This window comes from Saccharothrix sp. DSM 118769, from assembly GCF_052936295.1.
Genome location: NZ_CP193627.1, coordinates 6,483,999 through 6,501,319, shown reverse-complemented (window position 1 = coordinate 6,501,319; position 17,321 = coordinate 6,483,999). Strand labels below are relative to the sequence as shown.

4 protein-coding genes and 1 pseudogene are annotated in these 17,321 nt (G+C 75.3%); 4 read left to right on the top strand and 1 reads right to left on the bottom strand.

Translation table 11 applies throughout. The features are described 5' to 3' along the window. Positions 1–6: 6 nt before the first annotated feature. From ACRAKJ_RS27245 to ACRAKJ_RS27235, 3 genes and pseudogenes are all read left to right on the top strand, one after another. Positions 7–8,091, top strand: a pseudogene (locus tag ACRAKJ_RS27245) (SDR family NAD(P)-dependent oxidoreductase); the annotation flags it as partial. Positions 8,092–8,362: 271 nt separating this feature from the next. Then, positions 8,363–14,632 carry a thioester reductase domain-containing protein gene (locus tag ACRAKJ_RS27240; protein WP_447008712.1) on the top strand — a complete coding sequence of 2,090 codons (6,270 nt, stop codon included), beginning with the start codon at positions 8,363–8,365 and terminating at the stop codon, positions 14,630–14,632. A gap of 121 nt (positions 14,633–14,753) precedes the next feature. Beyond that, the gene (locus tag ACRAKJ_RS27235) at positions 14,754–14,960 is read left to right on the top strand and encodes a DUF5988 family protein (RefSeq protein WP_438923355.1); all 207 of its coding nucleotides are present in this window, start codon (positions 14,754–14,756) and stop codon (positions 14,958–14,960) included. Between the two features lie 42 nt (positions 14,961–15,002). Here ACRAKJ_RS27235 and ACRAKJ_RS27230 read toward each other — a convergent pair whose 3' ends face one another. Continuing rightward, on the bottom strand, positions 15,003–15,779 hold the full coding sequence (locus ACRAKJ_RS27230; protein WP_438923356.1) for an MmyB family transcriptional regulator: 777 nt from the start codon (positions 15,777–15,779) through the stop codon (positions 15,003–15,005). A gap of 458 nt (positions 15,780–16,237) precedes the next feature. Between ACRAKJ_RS27230 and ACRAKJ_RS27225 the strand changes: the two genes are divergently transcribed. Beyond that, the gene (locus ACRAKJ_RS27225; RefSeq protein ID WP_438923357.1) at positions 16,238–17,098 is read left to right on the top strand and encodes an MmyB family transcriptional regulator; all 861 of its coding nucleotides are present in this window, start codon (positions 16,238–16,240) and stop codon (positions 17,096–17,098) included. Positions 17,099–17,321: the final 223 nt, after the last annotated feature.

Below are 17,321 nucleotides of genomic sequence, written 5' to 3'. Positions count from 1 at the left end.
GCGAAGCTCCGCGAGTACCTGAAGAAGGCGATCTCCGACACCAGGCAGGCCCAGGGCCGGCTGCGCGAGCTGGAGGAGCAGGCCAGGGAACCCATCGCGATCGTGGGCATGGCGTGCCGGTACCCCGGCGACGTCGGCTCACCGGACGAGCTGTGGGAGCTGGTGCGCGACGGCCGGGACGCCATCGGCGAGTTCCCCGCGGACCGCGGCTGGGACACCGACCGCATCCACCACCCGGACCCGGACCGCACCGGCAGCACCTACACCCGCAACGGCGGCTTCCTCTACCGGGCCGGCGAGTTCGACGCCGGGTTCTTCGGCATCTCGCCGCGCGAGGCGCAGGCCGTGGACCCGCAGCACCGCCTGCTCCTGGAGACCTCGTGGGAGGCGCTGGAGCACGCCGGGATCGACCCGAGCGGCCTGCGCGGCAGCCGCACCGGTGTCTTCGCCGGCGCCATGTACCAGGACTACGCGCCGCCCGCGGGCCAGGCACCGCCGGAGGTCGAGGGCCTGTTGGCCGCCGGCACCGCCGGGAGCGTGGTCTCCGGGCGGGTCGCCTACACCCTCGGGCTGGAGGGGCCGGCGGTCACCGTCGACACGGCGTGCTCGTCGTCGCTGGTGGCCCTCCACCTGGCCGCGCAGGCGCTGCGCGCCGGGGAGTGCGACCTGGCGCTGGCCGGCGGCGTCACCGTCATGGCCACCCCGACGGTGTTCCTGGAGTTCAGCAGGCAGCGGGGACTGGCCCCGGACGGGCGGTGCAAGGCGTTCGCGGACGCGGCGGACGGCACCGGCTGGTCGGAGGGCGTCGGCCTGCTCGCGCTGGAGCGGCTGTCGGACGCCCGGCGCAACGGGCGGCGCGTCCTGGCCGTGGTCCGGGGCAGCGCGGTCAACCAGGACGGCGCCAGCAACGGCCTCACCGCGCCGAACGGGCCGTCGCAGCAGCGGGTGATCCTGGGTGCGTTGGCGTCGGCGGGGTTGTCGGTGTCCGATGTGGACGTGGTGGAGGCGCACGGTACGGGTACGCCGTTGGGTGATCCGATCGAGGCGCAGGCGTTGTTGGCGACCTACGGTCGCGGTCGGCCCGCCGACCGCCCGCTGTGGCTCGGGTCGGTGAAGTCCAACCTCGGGCACACCCAGGCGGCGGCGGGCGTGGCCGGGGTGATCAAGGTGGTGCAGGCCATGCGCCACGGCGTGCTGCCCGGCACGCTGCACGTGGACGAGCCGACCCGCCGGGTGGACTGGTCGGCCGGCGGCGTGGAGCTGCTGACCGGGTCGCGGCCGTGGCCGGAGGTGGGTCGGCCGCGTCGGGCCGGGGTGTCGTCGTTCGGCATCAGCGGCACCAACGCGCACGTGGTCGTCGAGCAGGCGCCCGAACCGGACCCGGTCGGCCCCCGCGACCTGCCCGACCTCGTGCCGTGGGTGGTGTCCGGGCGGACCGGGGAGGCGGTGCTCGCCCAGGTCGCCAAGCTCGCCGAGCACCTGGCGGGCCGCCCGGGCGAGCACCCGGCCGACGTCGCCCACTCCCTCGCCACCACCCGCGCCCACCTCGGGGTGCGCGCGGCGGTGGTCGGCCGGGACACCGCGGAGCTGATCGGCAGGCTCCGCGCGGTGACCGCCGAGGACACCGCGCGGACCGTGGGCGCGGACCCCGACGTGGTGTTCGTGTTCCCGGGTCAGGGGGCGCAGTGGGTGGGGATGGCGGCGGGGTTGTTGGGGTTGCCGGTGTTCCGGGACGCGTTGGTCGAGTGTGATGCGGCGTTGTCGTCCTTCGTGGGTTGGTCTGTGGTGGATGTGGTGCGGTGTGTGCCGGGTGCGCCGGGGTTGGACCGGGTGGATGTGGTGCAGCCGGTGTCGTTCGCGGTGATGGTGGCGTTGGCGGCGTTGTGGCGTTCGGTGGGTGTGGAGCCGTCGGCGGTGGTGGGTCATTCGCAGGGCGAGATCGCGGCGGCCGTCGTGGCCGGCGGCCTGTCGCTCGCCGACGCCGCCCGCGTGGTCGCCCTGCGCGCCAAGGCCATCGCCGAGGACCTCAGCGGCAAGGGCGGCATGCTGTCCCTGGCCCTCTCCCCGGCGGAGGCCGCCGAACTGGCCGGGGGACTGGCCGAGGTCGCGGTCGTCAACGGGCCGACCTCGGTCGTGGTGGCCGGGGCGCCCGACGACCTCGCCGTGCTCGCCGCGCGGTGCGCCGAGCGCGGCACCCGGCACCGGCTGCTGGCCGTGGACTACGCCTCCCACAGCTCGCAGGTCGAGTCGGTCGAGACGCGGCTGCTGGAGCAGTTGGCGGGGATCACCCCCCGCTCGGGCGGGGTGCCGCTGTACTCCACGGTGACCGGCGCGCTCACCGACACGGCCGGGCTGGACGCCGGGTACTGGTACCGCAACCTGCGGCGGCCCGTGCTGTTCGCCGACACCACCCGGGCCGTCGCCGACGCGCTCGGACCCGCGGTGTTCATCGAGGTGAGCGCCCACCCGGTGTTGGTGGCCGCCATCGAGGACACCCTGGCGGACGCCCCGGTGGCCGCGCTGGGCACCCTGCGCCGCGACCACGGCGACCAGCGCCAGTGGCTCACCGCCGTCGGCCGGGCGCACACCCGCGGCGTCACCCCGGACTGGTCGGCGCTGCTCGGCCCGGCGACCACCGTGGAGCTGCCCACCTACGCCTTCCAGCGGCAGCGCCACTGGCTCACCGGCACCCGGCCCGCCGACCCCGCCGACCTGGGCCTCGCACCCGCCGGGCACCCGCTGCTCAGCGGCGTGCTGCGGCCCGCCGAGGGCGACGGCGCGGTGTTCACCGGCCGGATCAGCCCGGCGTCCCAGCCCTGGCTGGCCGACCACACCGTGCTCGGCGGGGTGGTCCTGCCCGGCTCGGCGCTGATCGACCTGGCCCTCCACGTCGGCGACCAGCTCGGCTCACCGGCCGTGGAGGAGCTGATCACCGAATCGCCCCTGGTGCTGCCCGTGGACGGCGCGCTCCAGCTCCAGCTCGTGGCCACCCCCGGCGACGACGACGGCTGGTCGCTGACCGTCCACTCGCGACCGGACGTCCCGGACACCCCGTGGACGCGGCACGCCACCGCGGTGCTCGGCCCCGGCACCGCCCCACCCGACGACGACCTCGCGGCCTGGCCGCCGCCGGGGGCCGAACCCCTCGACGTCGGCGCGGTCTACCCGGACCTCGCCGACCACGGCCTGGACTACGGCCCGCTGTTCCGGTGCCTGGTCGCCGGCTGGCGGCGGGGCGAGGAGCTGTACGCCGAACTGGAGCTGCCCGCCGCGCCCACCGAGGGCTTCGGCATCCACCCCGCGCTGCTCGACGCCGCGCTGCACCTGTACGCGCACGACAACCTGGGTGCCGGGCAGGCCGCGCTGGCCTTCGCCTGGTCGGGCGCCCGGCTGCACGCCACCGGCGCCACCGCGCTGCGCGTCCGGCTGACCCCGCGGGGCGCGGACGGCGTGCGGCTGCACGTCGCGGACCCGACCGGCGCCCCGGTGTGCACGGTGGAGGCGCTGACCACGCGCCCCGTGACGGCGGACCGGCTGACCGCGCCCAGCGCGGCGTCCGCCCACCCGTCGCTGTTCCGGACGACCTGGTCCCCGGTGCCCGTGAGCACCGCGCCGATCGGCGGGCACACCGTGCTCACCCCTGACACCACCGGCAACCCGCTGACCGCCGCCCACGCCGCGACCCGCGAGACCCTGGCGGCGCTGCGGGAACTGCTCGCCGGGGACGGGCTCGTCGTGGTGCGCACCGAGCGCGCCGCGGCCGTGCGACCCGGGGAGGCCGTGGACCCGGCCGCCGCCGCCGTCGCGGGCCTGGTGCGCACCGCGCGCACCGAGCACCCCGACCGCCTGGTCCTGGTGGACACCGCGCCGGGCGCGACCGTGGAGCTGGCCGACGCGGTGGCCACCGCCCTGGCGCTGGACGAGCCGCAGGTGGCCGTGCGGGAGGGCGCCGTGCTCGTCCCCAGGCTGGTCGCGCAGGGCCCGCCCGCCGACCGGGACGCCCGCCGGACCCTCGACCCGACCGGCACCGTGCTGGTGACCGGCGGCACCGGGGCGCTGGGCGCCATCACGGCCCGCCACCTGGTGACCGGGCACGGCGTCGGGCACCTGCTGCTGACCAGCCGCCGCGGTGCCGCCGCACCCGGCGCGGCGGAGCTGGTGGCGGAGCTGACGGCGCTCGGCGCGGAGGTCACCGTGGCCTCCTGCGACGTCACCGACCGGCGGGCCGTGGCCGGGCTGCTGGCGGGCATCCCCGCCGAGCACCCCCTCACGGCGGTCGTGCACGTCGCGGGCGTGGGCGACAACGCGCTGGTCACCGCGATGACCGAGGACCAGCTGACCGGCGTCCTCCGGACCAAGGCCGACGCCGCCTGGCACCTGCACGAGCTGACGGAGGGCCACGACCTGGCCGCCTTCGTGCTGTACTCCTCGACGGCCGGCGCGATGGGCAACCCCGGCATGGCCAACTACGCCGCCGCCAACTCCTTCCTGGACGCCCTCGCCGAGCACCGCGCCGGCCTGGGGCTGCCCGGCCTGTCGCTGGCGTGGGGGCTGTGGGACGTCGCCGAGGGGATGGTCGAGGCCCTGTCGGCGGCCGACCACGCCCGGATGGCCAGGGACGGCCTGCGGCCCGTCACCGCCGCGCAGGGCATGACCATGCTCGACGCGGCGCTGCCGGGCGACGTGCCCGCGCTCGCGGCCGTGCCGGTGGACCTCGTCGCGCTCCGGGCCCGGCCGGACGTGCCCGCCCTGCTGCGCGGCCTGGTGCGCGGCACCACCCGGCGGACCGCCGCGGGGCGCGGACCCGGCGGGAGCGCCCTGGCCGAGCGGATCGCCCGGCTGCCCGAGGCGGAGCAGCGCGACCTGCTGCTCCGCGTGGTCACCGAGCACGTCGGCACGGTCCTCGGCCACGCCGACCCGGCGGCCATCCGGGCCGACCAGGCGTTCGGGGAGCTGGGCTTCGACTCGCTGACCGCCGTCGAGCTGCGCAACCGCCTCAACGGGGCCACCGGCCTGCGCCTGCGCGCCACGCTCGCCTTCGACTACCCGACCCCGGTGGCCCTGGCCGACCACCTGCGCACCGCCCTGCTGGGCGGGCGGGCCGCCGCGGCACCGGTGACGGCGGTGGCCGCCGCGGACGAACCCATCGCCATCGTGGGCATGGCCTGCCGCTACCCCGGCGGCGTGCGCAACCCGGACGACCTGTGGCGGCTGGTGGTCGAGGGGGTCGACGCCATCGGCGAGTTCCCCACCGACCGGGGCTGGGACGTCGACGGCCTGTACGACCCCACCGGCGAACGCCCGCGCAGCACCTACGCCCGCACCGGCGGCTTCCTGCACGACGCCGCCACCTTCGACAGCGACTTCTTCGGCATCAGCCCCCGCGAGGCGGCGATCATGGACCCGCAGCAGCGGGTGCTCCTGGAGTCGGCCTGGGAGGTGCTGGAGGCGGGCGGCCTCGACCCCGCCGACCTGCGCGGCAGCCGCACGGGCGTGTTCGTCGGCCTGATCCGGCAGGAGTACGGCCCCCGGTCGGACGTGATCGCCGACCAGCACGAGACCCACTTCCTCACCGGCGGGGCCGCCAGCATCGCCTCCGGCCGCATCGCCTACGCGCTCGGGCTGGAGGGCCCGGCCCTGACGCTGGACACCGCGTGCTCCTCCTCGCTGACCGCGATGCACGTGGCGGCGCAGTCCCTGCGCGCGGGGGAGTGCGGGCTGGCCATCGCCGGCGGCGCCACCGTCATGGGCACGCCCGGCCTGTTCACCGGGTTCAGCCGGCAGCGCGGGCTGTCCCCGGACGGCCGGTGCAAGGCGTTCGGCGCCGGTGCGGACGGGACCGGGTTCGCCGAGGGCGTCGGGTTCCTGCTGCTGGAGCGGCTGTCCGACGCGCGGCGCAACGGCCACCCGGTGCTGGCGGTGATCCGGGGCAGCGCGGTGAACCAGGACGGCGCGAGCAACGGCCTGACCGCGCCCAACGGTCCCGCGCAGGAGCGGGTGATCAGCCAGGCGCTGGCCGTCGCCGGGCTGCGGCCGGAGGACGTGGACGCGGTGGAGGCGCACGGCACCGGCACCACGCTCGGCGACCCGATCGAGGCGCAGGCGCTGCTGGCCACCTACGGGCAGCGCCCCGCCGACCGCCCGCTGTGGCTGGGCGCGGTCAAGTCCAACATCGGCCACACCCAGGCCGCGGCCGGGGTCGCGGGCGTCATCAAGGTGGTGCAGGCCATGCGGCACGGCGTGCTGCCCAAGACCCTGCACGCGGACGAGCCCACCCCGCAGGTCGACTGGGGCACCGGCGAGGTCGCCCTGCTCACCGAGAACCGCGAGTGGCCCGAGACGGGCCGCCCGCGCCGGGCCGGCGTCTCCGCCTTCGGGATCAGCGGCACCAACGCGCACCTCATCCTGGAGCAGGCGCCGGACGAGCCCGCGCCCACCACCACGACCGCCGAGGAGCGGCGCGGTCCGGTGCTGTGGGTGCTGTCGGCCCGCGACGACGACGCGCTGCGCGCCCAGGCCGCCCGGTTGGCGGAGCACGCGCGTCGGCACCCGGACCGGCGACCGGCGGACACCGGCTGGTCGCTGGCCACCACGCGCACCCCGTTCGACCGGCGGGCGTTCGTGGTCGGCGAGGACGTCGACGAGCTGGCGGACCGCCTCGCCGACATCACCCCGACCACCCCGCGCCCCGGTGGTCTGGCCTACCTGTTCTCGGGTCAGGGTGGTCAGCGGGTCGGGATGGGGCAGGGGTTGTACGCGGCGTACCCGGTGTTCGCGGCGGCGTGGGACGCGGCGTTGGACGCGGTGGAGGACGGTGTGTCCCCGTCGGTGCGGGAGGTGTTGGCCGGGCGCCCGGAGTTGTTGGACCGCACGGATTACGCGCAGGCCGGGTTGTTCGTGGTGCAGACGGCGTTGTTCCGGCTCTACGAGTCGTGGGGGCTCAGGCCGGACTGGTTGGTGGGTCATTCGGTGGGGGAGATCGCGGCGGCGCACGTCGCCGGTGTCTTCTCCCTCAAGGACGCGGCGCGACTGGTCGCGGTACGGGGCAGGTTGATGGCGGCCCTGCCGGAGGGTGGCGCGATGATCGCCGTCGAGGCCACCGAGGACGAAGTGTTGCCCCTGCTGGACGACGAGGTGGGGCTCGCGGCGGTCAACGGACCCCGCTCGGTCGTCCTGTCCGGCAGCGAGGAGCGGGTGTCGGCCGTCGCCGGTCGGTTCACCGGCCGCCGGGTGAAGCGGCTGCGGGTGAGCCACGCGTTCCACTCGCCGCTCATGACGCCGGTGCTGGACGAGTTCCGCGAGGTGCTCGGCACGCTGTCCTTCGGGAAACCGGCCATCCCGATCCTGTCCACGGTGACCGGGCAGCCGGTCGACGGCGACATGTCCGACCCGGAGTACTGGGTCCGGCACGTCCGGGACACCGTCCGCTTCGCCGACGCGGTGCGCGCGGTGGACGTCGCGGGCGGCACGAAGTTCCTGGAGATCGGCCCGGACACCGTGCTGGCCACGCAGGCGGAACGCGTCCTCGACGGCGGCGACCACGTGCTCACCGCCGCGCTGCGCGCCGGCAAGGACGAGGCGCGCACCGCGCTCACCGCCCTGGGCGCGCTGCACTCCGCCGGGGTCGCCCCGCGCTGGCGCGCGGTCTTCGGGGAGGACGCCGTCGCGGTCCCGCTGCCCACCTACGCCTTCCGGGGACGGCGGTTCTGGCTGGACGTCGACGGGACGCCGGTGCCGGCGGACGGCTCCGCGCCCCGGAGCGCCCGGCGCGACACCCCCGCGCCCGGACCGGACCCGGCGGCCACCCCGCCGGACCCGGCGGACCCGGCGACCCTGGCGGACCGCCTCACCGGGCTGCCGCCGGCCGAGCAGCAGGAACTGGTGCTCGACCTGGTGCGGGAGCACGTGGCGGCCGTGCTGGACCACGACGGGATCGCCGACGTCGACCCGGACTTCCCGTTCCAGGACCTCGGCTTCGACTCGGTGACTGCGGTGGAGCTGCGCAACCTGCTCGGTGCCCGCACCGGCGTGCGGCTGCCCGCCACCACCGTGTTCGACCACCCCACGCCCCGAGCGGTCGCCGCGCACCTGCGGACGCTGCTCGTGCCGGACGACGACCCGCTGACCGGGCTGCGGACCGGGCTCGACGAGTGGGAGGGCCGGCTCACCCGGGCCGACCTGGACCCGGACGACCGCGTCGCCATCGCCGACCGGCTGCGGGACCTGCTCACGGCGCTGACCGGCGAGCGGGCCGTGCCCGGTGAGCTGGCGACCGCCTCGACCGAGGAGATCTTCGACTTCATCGACAACCAGCTCGGCCGAGCGACCCGCTGACCAAGCCAGCCCGAAGGAGGACGAGCCGGTGTCCGACGACAACAAGGCCGTCGAGTACCTCAAGTGGGTGACCGCGGACCTGCGGCGCACCCGTGAACGCCTGTCCGAACTGGAGAGCGCGCAACGCGAGCCGATCGCGATCATCGGCATGGGCTGCCGGTTCCCCGGCGGGGTCGCCGGGCCCGAGCAGCTGTGGCGGCTGGTGGCGGACGAACGGGACGCGATCACCGAGTTCCCCGCCGACCGGGGCTGGGACGTCGCCGGGCGGTACGACCCGCAGCCCGGCAAGCCCGGCAAGACCTACACCAGGCACGGCGGCTTCCTGCACGACGCGGCCGAGTTCGACGCCGACTTCTTCCGGATCTCGCCCCGCGAGGCCACCGTCATGGACCCGCAGCACCGCCTGCTGCTGGAGGTCGCCTGGGAGGCGGTGGAGCACGCCGGCATCGACCCGCGCTCGTTGAGCGGCACCAAGACCGGTGTGTTCACCGGTATCGCCGCCCAGACCTACAACCAGTCCCTGGACCAGGAGGAGTACGCCGGCTACCTGGCGACCGGCGTGATCGGCAGCGTCGCCTCCGGCCGCATCGCCTACACCCTCGGGCTGGAGGGGCCGGCGGTCACCGTCGACACCGCGTGCTCGTCGTCGTTGGTGGCGATGCACCTGGCGGCGCAGGCGCTGCGGAGCGGGGAGTGCTCCCTCGCGCTGGCCGGCGGGGCCTCCGTCACCGGCAGCCTGGACGGCTGGCTGGAGTTCAGCGCGCAGGGCAACCTGGCCCCGGACGGCCGGTGCAAGTCCTTCGCCGACACCGCCGACGGCACCGGCTGGTCGGAGGGCGTGGGCCTGCTGCTGCTGGCCCGGCTGTCCGACGCGCGCCGGCTCGGCCACCCGGTGCTGGCGGTGATCCGGGGCAGCGCGGTGAACCAGGACGGCGCGAGCAACGGCATGACCGCGCCCAACGGCCCCGCGCAGGAGCGGGTGATCAACCAGGCGCTGGCCGCCTCGGGGCTGCGCCCGGAGGACGTGGACTTGGTGGAGGGTCACGGGACGGGTACGACGTTGGGTGATCCGATTGAGGCGCAGGCGTTGTTGGCGACTTATGGGCGGCGTTCCGGTGGTGGTCCGTTGTGGTTGGGGTCGGTGAAGTCGAATTTCGGTCATACGCAGGCCGCGGCGGGTGTGGCGGGTGTGATCAAGGTGGTGCAGGCGATGCGGCACGGTGTGTTGCCGAGGACGTTGCACGTGGATCGGCCGAGTTCGGAGGTGGATTGGGAGTCGGGTGCGGTGCGGTTGTTGTCGGAGTCGCGGCCGTGGCCTGAGGTGGGTCGTCCTCGTCGGGCGGGGGTGTCGTCGTTCGGGATCAGCGGCACCAACGCCCACGTGATCGTCGAACAGGAGGTGGAACCGGCGGAGGAGCGGAGCGCGCCGTCCATCGCGGTGACGCCCCTGGTGCTGTCCGCGCGGACCGCACCGGCGTTGCGGGCGCAGGCGGAGCGGATCGCCGCGTTCCTGCGTGAGCGTCCGGACGTGCCGCCGGTGGATGTCGGTTTCTCCCTGGCCACGACGCGCACGGCGTTCCCGTTGCGGGCCGCTGTGGTCGGTGCGGATCGGGAGGAGTTGGTGGCGGGGCTGGAGGAGTTCGCCGAGAGCGGTGAGGGCGTGTCTGCGCGTCCCGGCGGCTTGGCCTACCTGTTCTCGGGTCAGGGCGGGCAGCGGGTCGGCATGGGGCAGGGGTTGTACGCGGCGTACCCGGTGTTCGCGGCGGCGTGGGACGCGGCGTTGGACGCGGTGGAGGACGGTGTGTCCCCGTCGGTGCGGGAGGTGTTGGCCGGGCGCCCGGAGTTGTTGGACCGCACGGATTACGCGCAGGCCGGGTTGTTCGTGGTGCAGACGGCGTTGTTCCGGCTCTACGAGTCCTGGGGGCTCAGGCCGGACTGGTTGGTCGGGCACTCGGTGGGCGAGATCGCGGCGGCGCACGTCGCCGGTGTCTTCTCCCTCAAGGACGCGGCGCGACTGGTCACGGCACGGGGCAGGTTGATGGCGGCCCTGCCGGAGGGTGGCGCGATGATCGCCGTCGAGGCCACCGAGGACGAAGTGTTGCCCCTGCTGGACGACGAGGTGGGCCTCGCGGCGGTCAACGGACCCCGCTCGGTCGTCCTGTCCGGCAACCGGGAGGCCGTCGAGGCGGCGGCGGTCCGGTTCGCCGCCCAGGGACGTCGGACCAAGGCGCTGCGGGTGAGCCACGCGTTCCACTCGCCGCTGATGACGCCGGTGCTGGACAGGTTCCGCGAGGTGCTCGGCACGCTGTCCTTCGGCGAACCGGACATCCCGATCCTGTCCACGGTGACCGGCCGCCCGGTCGAGGACGACATGGCCGACCCGGACTACTGGGTCCGGCACGCCCGGCACGCCGTCCGGTTCCTGGACGCGGTGACCGCGCTGGACGCGGCGGGCGTGACGGCGCTGGTCGAACTCGGCCCGGACGGCACGCTGTCCGCGCAGGCCCAGCGCGTCCTGGACGACTCGCCGCGCGACCGGCACCTGGTGGTGCCGGCGCTGCGGCCCGACCAGGACGAGCCGCGCACCGCCTTGGGCGCGCTGGGCAGCCTGTACGAGGCCGGCGCCACCCCGGACTGGTCCGCGGTGTTCGGCGGTTCCGCGGCCGCGGTGGACCTGCCCACCTACCCGTTCCAGCGACGCCGGTACTGGCTGCCGGCCGGGTCCCCGGCCGAGGCGGGCGACCTCGGCCTCGTCCCGGCCGGGCACGCGCTGCTCGGCTCGCTCGCGCAGCACCCGGACGGGGCCGGGGTGCTGTTCACCGGGCGGCTGTCCACCTCCGCGCACCCGTGGCTGGCCGACGTGCCCGACGTGGCCGACGCGGTCGTGGCCGACCTGGCCCTGCACGCCGCCGACCAGACCGACTGCGACGTGGTCCGGGACCTCGTCCTGCACAGCCCGATCCGGCCGGCCGCGCGGTCCGCCACCGGGGTGCGGCTGGCCGTGGAACCGCCGGGGGAGCTCGGCGAGCGCCGGTTCACCGTCCACGCCCGCGAGGACACCGTGGACGGCGCGTGGGTGCTGGTGGCCGACGGCACGCTGGCCAGGCAGGTGGCGCTGGCCGAACCGCCCGACGCCGACTGGCCACCGGCCGGCGCGGTCGCCGAGGAGGTCGACGCGGAGTCGGCCGCGCTGGGCGTGACCGCCGTGCTGCGCCGCGGGGACGAGCTGTTCGCGGAGCTGGCCCTGCCCGCCGAGCACCTCGGCGCGGTCGCCGGGTTCGCCGTCCACCCGCTGCTCCTGCACGCCGCGCTGCGCCCGCGACCCGGCGGGGGCGCGCTGGTGCCGCGCCGCTGGCGGGGCGTCCGGCTGCACGCGTCCGTCGCGTCCGGCCTGCGGGTGCGCCTCACCGCGACCGGTGAGCACGCGTGGGCGCTGCGGGCCACCGACCCCGCCGGGCAGCCCGTGCTCACCGTCGACGAGATCGGCACCGCGCCGGCCACCGCGGCCCGCGGGCCGGAGCGCGACGCGGTGTTCCGGGTGACCTGGGTGCCCACCGCGCTGCCCACCCCGGCCCGGCGGCCCGGCTGGGCGCGGGCGACGGACCCCGGCGCCCTCGACGACCCGCCGGAGGTGCTGCTCGTCGGCCCGTACCCCGCCGGGTCGCCGGACGACCCGGTCGGGTCCGCCCACGCCGTGCTCCACCGCGCCCTGGTCGAACTGCGCGACCTGCTGGCGGAACCGGGGCTCGCCGGCACCAGGCTGGTCGTGCTCACCGAGGGCGCGGTCGCCACCGCCCCCGGCGAGGAGGCGGACCTCGCGGGTGCGGCGCTGTGCGGGCTGGTGCGGTCCGCGCAGTCCGAACACCCGGACCGGGTCGTGCTGGTGGACACCGAGCCCGGCCGCGAACCGGACGTCGACCGGGTGCTCGCCGCCGCCCTGGCCGTCGGCGAACCCCAGTTCGCGCTGCGGGCCGACCGCGTGCTGGTGCCCCGGATGGCCCGACTGCCGCTGCCGGCCTCCCCGGCCGCCACCTGGCGGTCGGACGGCACCGTGCTCATCACCGGCGGCACGGGCGCGCTGGGCGCGACCGTGGCCCGGCACCTGGTCACCCGGCACGGGGTCCGGCACCTGCTGCTGGCCGGTCGGCGCGGCCCGGCGGCGACGGGCGCCGCCGAGCTGGTCGCCGAACTGGAGGCCGCCGGCGCCCGGGTCACCGTGGCCGCCTGCGACGTCGACCGGCGGGAGGCCGTGCGCGACCTGCTGGCCGGCGTCCCGGACGCCCACCCGCTGACCGCCGTCGTGCACACCGCGGGCGTGCTGGCGGACGGCCTGCTCACCTCGCTGACCGCCGACGACCTGGACGCGGTGCTGCGGCCCAAGGTGGACGCCGCCTGGCACCTGCACGAGCTGACCGAGCACCTGGACCTGTCCGCGTTCGTGCTGTTCTCCTCGGTGAGCGGCGTGATGGGGACGCCGGGGCAGGCGAACTACGCCGCGGCCAACAGCTTCATGGACGCCCTGGCCGCGCGCCGCGCCGCGCGGGGCCTGCCCGCGGTGTCCGTGGCCTGGGGCCTGTGGGAGGGCACCAGCGCCATGACCGGGCACCTGACCGAGGTGCACCTCCAGCGCATGGCCAAGGAAGGTCTGCTGCTGCTCCCCGTCGAGCTGGGCATGGCCGTGCTGGACGCCGCCGCCGCGCAGCCGGAACCCGCGGTGATCGGCATGCCGGTGGACCTGTCCGCCACCCGCACCCACCCCGCGCAGCCCGTGCTGATGCGCGGCCTGACCCGCACCCGGGTCAGGCCGGGGTCGGCCGCGGCGGGGGTGGTCGGCGGTGGCGCGCTGCTGGACCGGCTGTCCGCGCTGGGCGACGCCGACCGCCGCGCCCTGCTGCGCGACGTCGTGCTGGACCACGCCACGGCGGTGCTGGGCCGGGACGAGCGACTGACCGCCGACCAGGTGTTCCAGGAGGCGGGCTTCGACTCGCTGACCGCCGTGGACCTGCGCAACCGCCTGGCCAAGGCGGTGCCCGTGCAGCTCCCGGCCACCGCGGTGTTCGACCACCGCACGCCGGACGCCCTGGTCGAGCGGCTGCTCGCCGACCTGCTCGGCGAGCCGGCGGCGGACACCGCGGGCGTCGACTTCGCGGGCGAGGTCGTCCTGGCGCCGGACATCACCGCGGCGACGTCGCCGCACCGCACCGCCGACCCCCGGCACGTGCTGCTCACCGGGGCGACCGGTTTCCTCGGGTCGTTCCTGCTGCGCGACCTGCTGCGGCACACCGGGGCCCGGGTGCACTGCCTGGTGCGCGGCGCCGACGACCGGGAGGCCGAGGACCGGCTGCGCCGGGCGGTCGTCCAGTACGACACCGGCGTCGAGCTGGACGACCGGGTCCGCGTCGTCCGCGGCGACCTCGGCCGACCGGGCCTGGGCCTCGCCGAGGGCGTCTTCGACGAGCTGGCCCGCACCGCGGACGTGGTGGTGCACGCGGGCGCGAACGTCAACTGGATCTACCCGTACCCGGAGCTGAAGCCGGTCAACGTGCGCGGCACCGAGGAGGTCCTCCGGCTGGCCGCCCGGCACCGCACGGTGCCGGTGCACTACGTGTCGTCCACCGGCGTCTACGGCCAGCTGCCCGGCGGCGCGCCCGTCACCGAGTCGGACCCCATCGGCCCGCCGGAGGCCCTGTCCAACGGCTACCGCCGGTCCAAGTGGGTCGCGGAGGGGATGATCGAGCTGGCCAGGGAGCGCGGCGTCCCGGTCTCGGTGTACCGGGTGGACTCGGTCTCCGGCGACCACGAGCGCGGCACCTGCCAGACGCAGGACTTCGTCTGGCTGAGCGTCCGCGGGATGCTCCAGGCCGGGGCGGCACCGGCCGGCGCCGCCCTCGCCTTCCACCCCACGCCCGTGGACTTCGTCAGCCGCGCGGTCGTCGCGCTGCTCGGCAGGCCGGAGAGCGTCGGCGAGACCTACAACGTGTCCAACGAGGACGCGCTGACCTTCGGCCAGGTCGTCGACCGGCTGCGGGAGTCGGGCTACGACATCGCCGAGCTGCCGAGGGAGGAGTGGGTGCGGCTGGTCCGCCGCGACCCGGCGAACGCGCTCACCCCGCTGCTCGACGTGTTCGAGACCGCGTTCGCGGTGGGCGGCGGCTACCCCGACATCGACACCAAGAAGCTCGACGCGGCGCTGGCGGGCACCTCCGTCGGCTGCCCGCGGGTGACCCGCGAGCTGCTGGACACCTACCTGGGGTTCTTCGTGCGCAGCGGCTACTTCCCGCCGCCGCCGGGCCGCTGAGGCTCGTCGCGTGCAGGTTCCCGAGCACCTCCGCGGGGCCGTTCCCCGGCCCTGCCGGCACACAGTGGATTCGCGCACACCGGGCGGCCCGCCGAGGCGGGCCCGGCGAAAGGTGGACATCGTGCAGAGCAGGAAGGCAGTGCTGACCGGCGGGCCCCGGACGTTCGACGGCGAGGTCGTCGAGCTGGTGGACGGGCTCGACGCGAAGGTCCGCGTCCCGCACGCCTCGGGCCACGAGCACTTCACGCGCAGCGAGGAGAGCAGGCTGGTGGACGGGGAGCACCTCCCGGTGTTCACCTGGTCGTACCGGACGAAGATCGCGGAGTGAGCCCCGGCGGACGGGTCCTCGGCGAGGGCCCGTCCGCCCGCCTCACGCGTCGGCGGGGGAGTACACGACCAGGCAGGCGTCGCCGCGCTCGTCCGCGCCGAGCACGGCCCGCCGCAGCCGGGTGTGCGCGCCGTCCGCCCGCCGGACCTCGACCACCGCGCACGCGCCGTCGGTGATGTGCTGCTCGCGCCACAGCTCGCGGAACACCGGGCTGGTGGCGGACAGCTCGCGCACGAGGGCGGCCACCCCCGGGTCGCCGGGGAAGCGGGCCGCCTGCACCCGGAACGCGCCGAGCAGCAGTTCGGCGGTGTCGAGCCAGCGGTGGTGCCGCTCGCCGAACGCGGCGTCGGTGAAGAAGTCGACCAGGCGGTTGCGGCCGACCCGCACGCCCAGGGTGTCGCGCGCCTCGGCGTTCGCCGCCTCGACCGCCCAGAGGCGGCCCAGCACGTAGGCCGGTCCGGTGCGCCAGCCGTGCGCCAACCGGGCCAGCCCGGCCGCCTGGAGGCCGGTCGGGGCGGCGTGCGGCGGCGGGGTGCGGTCGGCCAGCCGGTACAGGTGCGCGCGCTCGGCCGGGCTGAGCCGCAGCGCCTCGCTGACCGCGTCGAGCACCGCGTCGGAGACCTTGATGTCGCGGCCCTGCTCCAGCCACGTGTACCAGGACGCGCTGACCCCGGCGAGCGCCGCCACCTCTTCGCGCCGCAACCCCGGGGTGCCGCGCCGGCCGCTGGACGGCAACCCGACGTCGCTCGGGGAAAGGCGTGCCCTCCGTGAATGCAGGAACTCCCGGCGCATGGTCTTCTTCACCGCATTCTCACGCAAGACCACCGCATCCCCCGAGTCGACGTGGTCGAACACCGGTCAGCCTATTCGCTGCCGCGCGGCCTGTCCATCAGGCGCACCGGTGGAAAGCTTCGATCTTGTTCCGCCAATTGGATGTGATTAGGATCACTCCTTTCTCAGTGTTGGGAAAGTCTTTCGGTTCCGCTCCGTAAACCGCGTCGAACAAGGCTTTTCTCGCTGCTCAGAGCGTCTTTGGTGGGTGGCCGGCGCTCGGGGGACCGGCTCGATCAGCCTAGTCGTGCCCCATTTGCGGCATCTTCCGTGTGCGCGCTGTGACGTCCCCCCGGTGTCCAAGATTCTTTTTCGTCCGTCCGGGTGAAGACTTTGTGTGGTGCCTTTTGGTGCACACTTCGGCACGTCTTCCGCGTCAATCCCGTGATTCCTCCGCGCTTCCCGGGATGTTGCCGCGCGGTCGGTGGCCGTCCTACTTTCGAAGTATGGACAAGAGAACCTCGCCGGCGCTGAGCGCGCCCGCCCGCCGGCACGAGTTGCGCGATTTCCTCCGTTCTCGCCGGGCGAGGCTCGCCCCCTCCGACGTGGGGCTCGCGGTCGACGGCCGCCGCCGCACGCCGGGCCTGCGCCGCGAGGAGGTGGCGGTGCTGGCCAACGTGGGGCTGTCCTGGTACACGCTGCTGGAGCAGGGCAAGGACATCAACGTGTCCGAGCGCGTCCTCGACTCCGTCAGTCAGGCGCTGAAGCTGTCGCACGCCGAACGCGCGCACCTCTACAACCTGGTCGGCCTGGTACCACCGGCCCGGCACGTCGAGCCACCCGGCCGCGACGTCCGCGACCTGGTCCTGCTGGCCGACGGCTGGTCGCCCAACCCGGCCTACGTCCTGGACCGCCACTGGAACGTCGTCGCCGCCAACGTGGTGGCGCAGCGCGCGTTCAACCTCGCCGCGCCGCACGAGAACTGCTTCCACTCGTTCTTCCTCGAAGAGGGCGTCACGGACTTCTACCCCCAGGAGGAGGAGCTGGCCCGGGAACTCGTGGCGCAGCTGCGCGCCCAGGTCGCCCGCTACCCGGACGACCCGGTGCTGGAGCGGCTGGTGCTGGACCTGTCCGCGTCCAGCGACCGCTTCGTGTCCCTGTGGGGGTTGCAGGAACTGGTCGAGACCCCGTTGCGGCTGCTGCGGTTCCGCCACCCCGTCGTGGGCGTCCTCGCCTTCGAGCACGTGGCCCTGACCCCGATCGACCGGCCGGACCACCGGCTCATGCTCTACATGCCCGATCCCGCCTCCGACACGGTCGAGCGGTTGACCTACCTGGAGCGACTGGTGGTGCCAGTACCACGATAAGACGACACTGGTTGCACTCCTTCAACTGTGAATACGTTCGTCTGCGGGGGTCGGCGCGGGTGTGAGCGGTGCGCCACCGGCCGGAAGAGGATTCGTCGGGGCCGCCGCGTGCCGCCGCGCTCCCCGTCTCCGATGTCGCGGGCGCACCGCCTTCCGCCCGCGCAGGCTCCCCTCGGCTCCGGACCGGCCCCTGGCCGCCCGGTGCGTGGACTTCGCGGCGGAG

Coding starts and splice junctions, on each gene's coding strand:
- ACRAKJ_RS27225 (WP_438923357.1), top strand. CDS start 16,238: ATGGACAAGAGAACCTCGCCGGCGCTGAGCGCGCCCGCCCGCCGGCAC.